The sequence below is a fragment of the Duganella sp. AC917 genome (assembly GCF_979258245.1).
Map to the genome: position 1 here is coordinate 2,323,170 of NZ_OZ409848.1, position 11,450 is coordinate 2,334,619.

Consider the following 11,450-nt stretch of genomic DNA (forward strand, 5'->3'; position numbering starts at 1 on the left):
CTTCTATAAAAGTAAATGTCGTTATACGGCTTAGGGAGAAACTGATACAAACTTAGGCGAACGCTGGCTCGCACTGCTGGTTTTGGCCCACCAGTTGAACTTGGTGCGCGCTGTCGGCCATCAGATCGGCCATGGTCGGCAGGGTCACGCCGGCGGCGACAGCGTCGGACGCGGCAACGTTGAAGTAGACGTCGGTCATGTCGGCGGTCTTGCCGTTGCTCATCGTGACGCTGCTACGCTCCAGGTGCAGATTGTTGTTGGCGTCGAGGAAAGGCAGCTCGGTGTAACCGACGTTCAGCCCGGTCACCCCGGCGGCCGCCAGCGAAATGAGCTCGCCCGCGTCGGTTTTTCCGTTGCTGTTGGCGTCTTGCCAGATCAACAGACTGGCAAAGTGCGCATCCGAGGCGTTGACCACGGCGTCGGCGTTGCTGTCGTAGCTGGCCAGCTTGGCGAAGCCCGAACCCTTGCCGGTGCCGCCGAACAGTTCGCTGATGTTGTCGATGCTGCCATTGCCATTGCTGTCGATCGCCAGGAAACCGTCGGCCTTGGACAGCCAGCCCGACTGGATCGCCTTGCCGGTGCCCAGCAGGTCGAAGCTGCCGTGCATGTCGCCACGGGCGATGGTGTGGATGCCGTCGCCGTTCAGATCGATCGCGATCGGCGTGATGCCGGCGTCCCAGCTCATATCGTTCTCGCCCGAGCTCAGGTTGATGGTGTCGGTCTTGGTGACGTTGACCTTGGAAATCATGTCGCCGTTGACGTCCGAATCGATGGCGTCGTTACTGCCGGTGTTCTTCACGCCCCACTTCCAGTCGTTCATGTTGTAGTTCTTGAACAGCACGTTGGACTTGTCGAACACCAGGTAGTAATTGCCTGGCGTCAAATCGGCAAATTTGTAGTTGCCGTTGGTGTCGGTCTTGACCGTACCCAGCTTGTTGTTGGCGGTGTCGTACAGCGACACGGTGATGCCGCCGATGCCTTCCTCGCCACTGTCCTGCACGCCGTTGTGGTTGCCGTCGCGCCAGACCTTGTCGCCGATACTGCCCTTGCGGTAGATGCCGACGTCGACCGAGCGCATCTGCTCACCGGCGGCCAGGCTGATCGCGTCGGTGCGACCGGTGTTACCGGCAACGCTGGTCACATCCGAATCGGTGGCGTAGTCGCCGACGTCGGCCTTGGTGAAGAACCAGCCGTTGGCCTTGACCACTTCGACCTTGTAGTTGCCGGCCGACAGGCCGCCAAACAGATATTGGCCGCCGTCGTGGGTGACGGTGGTGCCCTTGAGCACGTTGTTGCCGTCGTACAGCTTGACGGTGACGCCATCGACGCCCTGCTCGCCCTTGTCCTGCACGCCGTTGTAGTTGCTGTCTTCCCAGATGGTGTCGCCGATGCTGGAGACCTTGACCAGGCCGGCGTCATGGGTCTTGTCGTTGACGCCGGAGGCCAGCGTGATCTGCGCGCTCTTGCCGGTGCTGTCGACGTCCGAGTCCAGGCTGTCGCTGCCGCCCTGGTTCTGCTTGGTGAACAGATAACCGTCGACCGCCGCGAACTTGACCGAATACTTGCCCGGACCGAGGTCGCCGAACGAATACAGGCCGCTGGCGTCGGTGGTGGTGGTGCCGACGACCACGTTTTTCTCGTTCAGCAAGGTCACGCCCACGCCCTTGGCGCCGGCTTCGCCGCTTTGCTGGATGCCGTCGCCGTTGGTGTCGAACCAGACCTTGTCGCCGATGCTGCCCTTCTGATAGATACCCGCGTCCATGGTGGTGACGTTCTGGCCGGCGGTGACGGTCACGCTGCCGAGGTTGCCGCTGGCGTCGGCATCGCTGTCGGTGGCGTTGTTGCTGCCGATCTTTTGCGTGGTGACGGTGTAGCCGGTCGGAGTCTTGATGGCGACCGAATAGGTGCCGGCCTCGACGCTGAACTTGTAGTTGCCGCTGTTGTCGGTGGTGGTGGTCTTGAGCACCTTGCCGCCGTTGTCGCGCAATTCGACGGTGACGCCGGCCTTGCCCGCTTCGCCGCTGTCCTGCAGACCGTTGCCGTTATTGTCGATCCAGACGCGGTCGCCGATGGTGGCGGCCGCCAATACGCCGGCGTCGACGGTCTTGTCGACCTGGCCGGAAGTCAACGTGAAGGTGTGCGACTGGCCGGCGGCGTTGACGTCGGAGTCGACGGCGTCGTTGGCGCCCTGGTTGGCGCTGGTGAAGGCCATGCCTTCCGGCAGGCTTGCCTTGTCGAACACGACGCTGTAGTTGCCCGGCTTGAGGTTGCTGAACTGATAATTGCCGCTGGCGTCGGTGGTGACGCTGGCGCCGACCTGCTTGCCGTCGGCGTCGAACAGGCTGACCTTGACGTTGCACACGCCCGCTTCGCCGCTGTCTTGCACGCCGTTCTTGTTGGTGTCGAGCCAGACGCGGTCGCCCACGCTGGCGTTTTTGTACAGGCCGGCATCGACGGTGTTGTTGACGTCGCCCGCGTTCAGCGTGATCGCGTCGGTCTGGCCGGTGGCGCCGACATCGCTGTCCCTGGCGTCGTCCGCGCCGGCGTCCTTGCCGGTGAAGATGTAGCCGGCCGGGGCCTTGACCGACACGGTGTAGCTGCCAGGATCGGCGGTAAAGTTGTAGCGGCCGGCCGCGTCGGTGCTGGTGGTTTGCACCACTTTGCCGCTGGCGTCCTTGAGCTCGACGGTCACGTTGCCGATGCCCGCCTCGCCGCTGTCCTGCACGCCGTTGGCGTTCTTGTCTTCCCAGACGGTATCGCCCAGCTTGGCCTGGACCACGACCACGCCGGCGTCGAGATCGACGTTGTTGGCGCCGGAAACCAGCGTGACTTGCGCGCTGGCGCCGGTGGCGGCGTTGGCGTCGGAGTCGGTGGCGTCGTTGCCGCCCTGGTCGGCGGCCGTGAAGGTATGGCCGGCTGGCAAGGTGGCCTTGTCGAACTGCACGCTGTAGGTGCCCGGCTTGAGGTTGGTGAAGCTGTAGCCGCCGTTGGCGTCGGTGGTGGCGCTGGCGCCGACCGGATTGCCGCTGCCATCGAGCAAGGTGACCTTGACGCCGGCCACGCCCGCTTCGCCGGCATCCTGCACGCCGTTGCGGTTGGCGTCGAGCCAGACGCGGTCGCCCAGCGACGCGGCGCGGTACAGGCCGGCGTCAACGGTGTTGTCGACCTGGCCCGGAGTCAGGGTGACCAGGCCGCTCAGGCCGGAAGCATCGATATCGCTGTCGGCGGCCGTGTTGGCGCCGGCGTTCTGGCCGGTGACGGTCATGCCGGCTGGCGCGGTGACGGCGATCTTGTACTGGCCGGCATCGACGGTGAAGCTGTAGTTGCCGTCGGCGCCGGTGGTGGTGGTGGCGACCACGTTGCCGCTGGCGTCGCGCAACTCGACGTTGACGCCAACCAGGCCGGCTTCGCCCGCGTCCTGCACGCCGTTGCCGTTGCTGTCTTCCCACACGCGGTCGCCCAGGGTGGCGCGCTCGGCGACGATGCCGGCGTCCAGGGTCTGGTTGCTGTCGCCCGAGACCAAAGTCACTTGCGCGGTCTGGCCGGTGGTGGTGTCGGCGTTCGAATCGAGGGCGGCGTCGCTGCCCTGGCCCTGGGCGGTGAACAGATGGTGCGCCGGCAGGCTGGTCTTGTCGAACTGAACGCTGTAAGTGCCCGGTTTGAGGTCGTTGAACTGGTAGTGGCCGTTGGCGTCCGTGGTGACGGCGGCGCCGACAGGGTTGCCGCTGGCGTCGAGCAAGGTGACGCGCACGCCCGCCACGCCCGCTTCGCCGGCGTCCTGGCTGCCGTTGCGGTTGGTGTCGTACCAGACGGTGTCGCCCAGCGATGCCGCGCGGTACAGGCCGGCGTCGGCCTTGTTGTTGGTCTCCCCCGGGGTCAGCGCGATAGCGCCGGTGCTGCCGGCGGCGTCGATGTCGCTGTCGGTGGCGTCGTTGCCGCCCTGGTCCTGGCCGACCGGCTTGAAGCCGGCCGGCGCCTTGACCGACACCGAATAGGTGCCGGCGTCGACGTCGAAGTGGTATTGGCCGGAGGCGTCCGTGGTGGTGCTGGCGACGACTTTACCGGCGCCGTCCTTGAGCTCGACGACGACATTGCCGATGCCGGCCTCGCCTGCGTCCTGCACGCCGTTACCGTTGCCGTCTTCCCATACGAAATCGCCCAGATGCGCTTGCGGCACCTTGAAGGTCAGGTAGTTTGGCGTGGCGCTGGTGTCGGCAGCGCCGCAGCCGACCAGACCGCCCGCGTCGCGAACCTTGAAGCCGATGTCGAAACTGCCCGACGTGCTCTGGCTCGGCTCGAAGGCAAGCTTGCCGGCGGCGATGTCGGCGGCCGACACCTCGGTGTTGGCGGCGATGGCCACGCCATTGAGCAGCAATTTGCCGGCGGTCGGCAACGAGGTGACGATGACGGACTGGAAGGCGTCGTGCTCGACCGCGTCAACGAAACCGAAGTCGCCCTGCGACAGCACCACGGCGTTGCCGTTGTCCAGATTAAAGGTCTTGTTGGCGGCGGTGGGCGCGTCGTTGACCGGATCGACGATCACTTGCAGCGTCATCGTCACGGTATTGCCGCCGCCCTGGTCGACCACGAATTCGATGGTGGTGAACTTGCCGTTGTAGTCGGCATGCCACTGGCCCGGACGGATATAAATGGTGTCGGCATCAACCTTGCCGAACAAAGGGGTGTTCTTGGTCGACGTGGTGCCGTCCGGCAGCATCACGTACATGGCGCTCACGTTCAGCGAGGACGTGGCCGCGTAACCGGCTGCGGACAAAATGTCGCGTACATCGAAATTACCTTCGGTATCTTCGCAAATGTGAATAGTGGTAGCAAGGTTAATCGAACTCATGTCGTAGTGCCTTCTAATTCTTTTAGGAGTTGAGTAGCTGAGCGGCTGCTATCACGTGGTCTAGGTGATCGGCGGCGCTGCTCGCGGAGGCATACACGGACGTTAAGTGATGCCTGCAAATCATTTAAGTTGCTCATATTACATATCAATTTTGCTTTAGACAATTGATTTTTGTCCACTACAGTGATTTTATTTTCAATATCTTCTTGGAATGTTGTATTTAATTCTTGACAACCTGATGGATATTTTGGTCGAAAGATTTTTTCGTCCTCCGCCGCAATGCCCTACAATCTCGGGATGACTGAAATCACCCTTGTTCTGCCTTACGCGCTACCCCCTGCGGAGATGGCGCGCGACCTGATCCGCGCCCTGCAAACTCCCGCCCTGGCGGCATTGTTGTCGCGCCACAGCGATGCCAATACCGCCATTTTCGACAACAACAGCCGCGTGCTGCCGCATGAGGCATGGCTGAGCCATGCGCTCGGCCTGGCGCCCGCGCCCGATCGCCCCGATACCGGCGCCCCGGTGGCCACCGCCGCCATGCGCGGCTGCGGCCCGGAGCTGGCCACGGCGGCTGCGAGCGGCCACTGGTTCGTGGTGCAGCCGGCGAATATCCAGATCTCACGAACCCACTCGCTGCTGTCGGACCCGCGCGCGCTGCAGCTGACCGAGGACGAATCGCGCAGCCTGTACGACATCGCCCGCCCCTACTTCGAGGAACTGGGCAAGCCGCTGCTGTACGCGACGCCGGGGTTGTGGTTCACGCGCGCCGACGACTGGTCCGGCCTGCGCACCGCCTCGCCGGACGCAGCCACCACTCAATACATTAGCGACTGGGTGCCGGAGGGCGAGCGCGCGCGCGATTACCGCAAGCTGCAAAACGAGATCCAGATGCTGTGGCACGAGCACCCGGTCAACGAAGCGCGTCACGAACGCGGCCTGCAACAGGTCAATTCGTTCTGGCTGTGGGGCGGCTCCGCGCCCGTTACCCCGGCGGCGACGCCGCTGTGGGTGGCCAGCGCCGGCGCGCCGTCCTGGATGCAGGCGCTGGCCGCGCCCGAGCGGCGCGCGCCGGAGGCCGCGCGGCTGATTGCCGATGCCGCCAACGGCGCCGCCGTCACCGCCGTGCTGGCGGAGCTGATTCCGTCGGCGCAAACCGGCGACTGGGCCGACTGGCTGGCCCGCATGCAGCGCCTGGAGCAGGAGTGGTTCGCGCCGCTGCTGGCCGCGCTCAAAGAGGGCCGCGTCGGCCGCGTCACCCTGGTGCTCAGCCACCGTCACAACTGGATGACGGTAGCGAGCACCAAACTCGCCCAGCGTAAGTTCTGGCGCAAGCAAAACCTGAACACTTTATTGAGCACCGTCCGCACATGACCCGTATCGCCACCCGTCCCTACCCTTACCGCGAATCCGAAATGCTGCGCCAGGGAGGCATCCACCCGGTGCTGGCGCGCCTGTACGCGGCGCGCGGCCTGACCGACATCAAGGATTTGTCGAGCGAGCTGACGGCGATGATTCCGCCTTCGGGCCTGCTGCACATCGGCGCCGCCGCCGTGTTCCTGGCCGACGCCATCGCCGCCGGCAAACGCATGGTCATCGTGGCCGACTACGACTGCGACGGCGCCACCGCCTGCGCGGTCGCGCTGCGCGGCCTGCGCGCCATGGGCGCCAACATCGACTTCATCGTCCCCAACCGCTTCGAGTACGGCTACGGCCTGACGCCGGAAATCGTGGAACTGACGGCGCGCGAGAAGCAGCCCGACATCATCATCACCGTCGATAACGGCATCGCCAGCATCGACGGCGTGGCGGAAGCGAACCGGCGCGGCATCGAAGTGGTCGTCACCGACCACCACCTGCCGGCGGATACCCTTCCGGCCGCGCGTGTGATCATCAATCCGAACCAGCCCGAATGCGGCTTCCCGAGCAAGCATATCGCCGGCGTCGGCGTGGTGTTCTACGTGCTGCTGGCGTTGCGCGCCGAATTCCGCAAACGCGGCGCCTACGAAACGCAGCCGCAGCCAAAGCTGGATAACCTGCTCGACCTGGTGGCGCTGGGCACCGTCGCCGACGTGGTGCGGCTGGACCCGAACAACCGCATCCTGGTGGCGCAAGGGCTCAAGCGCATGCGCGCCGGCCGCATGCACGCCGGCGTCGCCGCGCTGTTCCGCGTCGCCGGTCGCGAACCGCGCACCGCCAGCCCGTTCGACCTCGGTTTCGCGCTAGGTCCGCGTCTGAACGCGGCCGGGCGCCTGGAGGACATGTCGCTCGGGATCGAATGCCTGATCACCGACGACGAGGGCCGCGCCTGGGAACTGGCGCAGCGGCTCAATGAAATCAACCTCAAACGGCGCGAGATCGAAGCCGAAATGCAGGACACCGCGCTGCTGCACCTGGACGCCTTCGAGCCTGCCAACAGCAGCACCATCTGCGTATTCGACGACTCCTGGCACCAGGGCGTGATCGGCATCGTCGCCTCGCGGCTCAAGGAAAAGTTCTTCCGGCCGACGATCACCTTCGCGCCAGGCGCCGACGGCTGGATCAAGGGGTCGGGCCGGTCCATCCCCGGCTTTCACCTGCGCGACGCGCTCGACCTGGTCTACAAGAAGGCGCCGAGCCTGATCGACAAGTTCGGCGGCCACGCGATGGCGGCCGGACTGACCCTGCGCGCGGACGCCTTCGACGCCTTTGCCGCCGCCTTCGAGGAGGTCGGCCAGGCGTGGCTGAGCAAACAGCAGCTCGAGCGCATCATCGAAACCGACGGTCCGCTGGAGGACGCCTACTACACCACCTCCTTCATCGACCTGATGGCCGGCCAGGTGTGGGGCCAGGGCTTCGCGCCGCCGGTGTTCTGCGACGAATTCCGCGTTGTCAGCCAGCGGATATTAAAAGAGCGCCACCTTAAACTGCTGCTGGAAAAGAACGGCGCCCGCTACGATGCGATCTGGTTCGGCCATGTCGATTCACTGGGCGAGCGCGCCAAAGTCGCTTTCCGGCTGGACGCCAACGAATACAATGGCGTAACAAAAGTGCAACTTCTAGTGGAGCACGCCGAGCCGGCGTGAACGGAGCGGAAACGTGGGGCGGATTAGCGCAGAGCGCGTAATTCGCCACGAGCCGCCAACAACGCTAGCGAAACACACTCCCCGATTGCAATCCATCCGAAAAAGGAGTATAAGTACTCCATTACCGGAGGATCTATGAATCTGACCTATGCTTACCCTCGCAGCCGCTTCGAGCCAACCGTTCTGGTGGACCTGAACGCCAAGGCCGAGCGCGAGCGCTTGTCCAAGTCGGCCCTCAAAGGCTTTTTCAAACTCGTCGGCACGTGGCACGTGCGCGACGAGGACGCCCGCCAGCTGTTGGGCGGGCTGTCGAGCAGTGCCCTGTACGAATGGAAAAAGAACCCGGAGCGCACGCTGGAGGTGGACTGCATCACCCGCATCTCCTACCTGCTGGGTATCTACAAGGCGCTGCACATCATCTACGGCGACAAGCTCGCCGACGAATGGGTCAACCTGCCCAACAACAACCAGATTTTTGAAGGCCGCACGCCGCTGGCATACATGCTGGGCGGCGGCCTGCTGGCGATGCAAACCGTGCGTCAATTATTAGATGCGCGCCGTGGAGGACTGTAAGTGCCGGTCAGCCTGATTCCACCCCTTACCACGCTGCGCCAGTTCGACACTTGCCGTTTGCTGCCATCCCGGTTCGCCGACCTGGAGGATTCCGTGCTCTCGCCGCTGGCCGACAGCGACGACATGCTGCGCGACCTGTTCGACCTCGATAACGCCACCAATGCGCGCCTGCGCACGCAAAACGGCGGCTCGGCCGGCATCAACGTCGATGAACTGGTGTTCGGCGTGCCGAACTTCCGCATCGTGAACGCCGCCTTCACCTACGCGCACCCGCAGGGCAGCCGCTTCAACGACGGCCGGCGCGGTGCATGGTACTGCGCTTTCGACGTCGAGACGGCGCTGGCGGAAATCAGCTTTCACAAGGCGGTGGAATACGCGGAGATCAACCGCTTCGACGACAGCGTGCAGTATCAATGCATGCTGGCCGACTTCACCGCCACCTTCCACGATCTGCGCGGCCAGCCGCGCTACGACGCCTGCCTGTCGCCGGCCAGCTACATCGAATCGCAGACACTGGCCGAACGCCTGCTCGACGGCGGCTCGCTCGGCATCATCTACCCGAGCGTGCGGCGCCCGGGCGGCACCAACCTGGCCTGCTTCCGCCCCGCGCTGGTGGGCAACGTGCGCAAAGGCGCCGCCTATCGCCTGACATGGCAAGGCAGCCCGGAACCGACCATCGAGATTATCTGACTCATTTTTACCATGCAAACCAAACCCGAAAACGATACTGAACTGCGCCTCAAAGTCAACCGCGAGACCGCCCGCCTGCCGTGGACCGAACTGCTCAAGCATTTCGCCGCCGGCAACGTGGTGTGGATCGCCAACTCGCTCGACCTGGTCGATGTGGCCGTGCGCATCTCGCACGACGACAAGGCCAACATCAGCCAATGGATGAACGCCGGCCTGCTCGCGCGCGTCAGCGACGAGCAGGCGCAGGACTGGCTGGAAGCCAACGCCGAACTATGGGCGGTCGTCGTCAGCCCGTTCATCCTCGTGCAGCAGGAAAAAGCGGTACCGGCCAGCGTGCATTAAAACCGCCTAAAACCTGAAGCTTCCTCCATCGAGTGTCAGCGAACCGCCGCAGGCCGGCGTGGTCGCCTCGCGATTGCCGCTGGCGCTGGACTGGTTGCTCTCCCATACGGTGCTCACGCCGTACTTCATGAACTTGTACTGGATGGCGGTCGCCGGCGGCAGCTGGAAGGTACGCGACCATGGCACGTTGGCGCCGCTGCCTTCGATGGTCAGCTGGTTGCCGGCGCCCTGCACCCAGTTGCCCAGCTCCGCGCGGTTGCCGACCACATAAACGTTCTGCCCGACCACCGTGTTGGCGTTCTCCACGCGGAAGGTCACCGGCACCGTGGTGCAGCTGCCGCCACCACCGCCGCCGCCAACTCTCTGGTTGATGTGCAGCGCCACCGCCGGCACGACCGAACCGCCGTTGCCAGGAATGCTCACGCTGATCACGCCATTGCCGCCGACGGTCACGCTGTCGCTGGTGCAGGCGGTGCCCGCCGCGTTCAGCTGTCCATGCACTACGTTGCAATAGGTCCCGGCAGGCAGCTGCGTTTGTAGCGATGCGTTCCACGCCGCGCCATCGTTATTGATCGCGACGTAGCCTTTGGCGCCACGGCCGAAGGCGATCTGGTTGCCGGTGCCGTTGGTGAAGTTGTCCACGCCCTGCCCGGACGTCACCGCGCGGAAGGCGACCATGTTGGAGATGTCGCTCCAGCGGTGGATAAAGTCCCACTGCTGGTTGATCAGCGGCGCGCCGGCCGCGTCGAACGGGCTGGCGCTCGGTGGCCCCTGATCGTAGCTGGTGAAGCGGAAGCCCGAATGCAGCTGCGCCGCGCCATACGGCCACGCCAGCATGAAGATATTGGCCAGGTCGTAGCGTTTGGTGCCCTGCGTGTCGTTGGGCGAACCGGTGACGTAATTGCTGGCCACCAGGGAGCTGTTGTTACGCTCCGTGTCCCAGTTATTGACGAACACCGTCGCCTTTTCGCTCGGGATGAAGCCCCACGTACCGCCCCAATTGCCCGGCGTGCCCATGATGGTGCGGATCTGCGACAGGCTGGCGCCGTTCTCATTGCGGAACACGGCCTTGATCGCGTACGTGTATTGGAACTCGTTGAGCGTACCGCCGGCGAAGTAGCTCGATCTCACCACGTTGCTGTCCGGGATAACCTCCTGCGTCACCCACAGCGGCTCGCCGGAGGTGGTGGTCTGCGTCACGCCGCTCATGATGGCCTGGATATCGGAAGGCTGCATATGCTTGGCCGCATCGAAGCGCAAGCCGTCCACGCCCATCGACACCAGCTTATTCAGATAGGTTTTCACCTGGCCTTGCACGTACGCGCTTTCCGTCTTCAGATCCGGCAGGCCGCTCAGGCGGCAGAACATCACATTGTTGCGATTACCCGGCGAACCGTAGTCGCCACCGGCGATATCGCAGGCCGGGTGGAAGTCGCTGCCGCTGAAGAAGGGATAGGTCAGCGACGTCGAATTCCAAGTCGAGCCGTCGGTCGCGGTGCCAGCGCCGGCCGCAACGTGGTTCACCACCACATCGGCGTAGATACGCACCTTGGCCGCATGGCAGGTGTTGACCATGGCCTGGAACTCGGCCTCGGTACCCATACCGCTCTTGAGCGAATTGAAGTTGACCGGCTGGTAGACATCCCACCAGGTTCCCAGGCTGGCGGCAGCCGTCGGCGGCGATACCTGCACCGCGCCGTAACCCTGTGGACCCAGCCAGTTGGTGCACTCCTTGGCGATGTCGTTCCACTTCCAGCGGAACATTTGCACCGAGGTATCGGGTGCGTTCAGTGCCGCATGCGCCGGAACGGCCATCAGACCGCTCAGCAAGCCGGCGGCGCATAGGGATTTCATCAGACTGCGTTGTGTCGAATCGATCATCATGTGTCCTTATCGTTATGTTTGGGGAAATGCTGTCTCCCGAACAAAAT

The 11,450-nt window shown here is 64.1% G+C and carries 7 protein-coding genes; 5 read left to right on the forward strand and 2 right to left on the reverse strand.

All coding sequences use genetic code 11. The features are described 5' to 3' along the window. Window positions 1-52: 52 nt before the first annotated feature. Window positions 53-4,849, reverse strand: coding sequence for an SdrD B-like domain-containing protein (locus ACZ0BA_RS10035; protein ID WP_463451134.1), 4,797 nt, complete (start codon window positions 4,847-4,849; stop codon window positions 53-55). 297 nt (window positions 4,850-5,146) lie between these two features. Here ACZ0BA_RS10035 and ACZ0BA_RS10040 point away from each other — a divergent pair, with 297 nt between their 5' ends. The 5 genes from ACZ0BA_RS10040 (at window position 5,147) to ACZ0BA_RS10060 (ending at window position 9,519) form a co-directional block, all read left to right on the forward strand. Continuing rightward, a complete protein-coding gene (locus tag ACZ0BA_RS10040) occupies window positions 5,147-6,223 on the forward strand; it encodes a hypothetical protein (protein ID WP_463451135.1) in 1,077 nt (358 codons plus the stop codon). Further along, window positions 6,220-7,914, forward strand: a complete 1,695-nt coding sequence (recJ, locus tag ACZ0BA_RS10045) for a single-stranded-DNA-specific exonuclease RecJ (RefSeq protein ID WP_463451136.1) — start codon at window positions 6,220-6,222, stop codon at window positions 7,912-7,914. The genes ACZ0BA_RS10040 and recJ overlap by 4 nt, the downstream gene beginning before the upstream one ends. A gap of 135 nt (window positions 7,915-8,049) precedes the next feature. After that, complete coding sequence (locus ACZ0BA_RS10050) at window positions 8,050-8,487, forward strand: antitoxin Xre/MbcA/ParS toxin-binding domain-containing protein (RefSeq protein WP_209712617.1); 438 nt, start codon at window positions 8,050-8,052, stop codon at window positions 8,485-8,487. Further along, window positions 8,488-9,177, forward strand: a complete 690-nt coding sequence (locus ACZ0BA_RS10055) for an RES family NAD+ phosphorylase (protein ID WP_463451137.1) — start codon at window positions 8,488-8,490, stop codon at window positions 9,175-9,177. A gap of 12 nt (window positions 9,178-9,189) precedes the next feature. Beyond that, window positions 9,190-9,519, forward strand: coding sequence for a DUF2288 domain-containing protein (locus ACZ0BA_RS10060; RefSeq protein WP_463451138.1), 330 nt, complete (start codon window positions 9,190-9,192; stop codon window positions 9,517-9,519). 6 nt (window positions 9,520-9,525) lie between these two features. On the opposite strand, the gene ACZ0BA_RS10065 is transcribed toward ACZ0BA_RS10060, so the two are convergent. Then, window positions 9,526-11,373, reverse strand: coding sequence for a carbohydrate-binding module family 20 domain-containing protein (locus tag ACZ0BA_RS10065; protein WP_463451139.1), 1,848 nt, complete (start codon window positions 11,371-11,373; stop codon window positions 9,526-9,528). Window positions 11,374-11,450 lie beyond the last annotated feature (77 nt).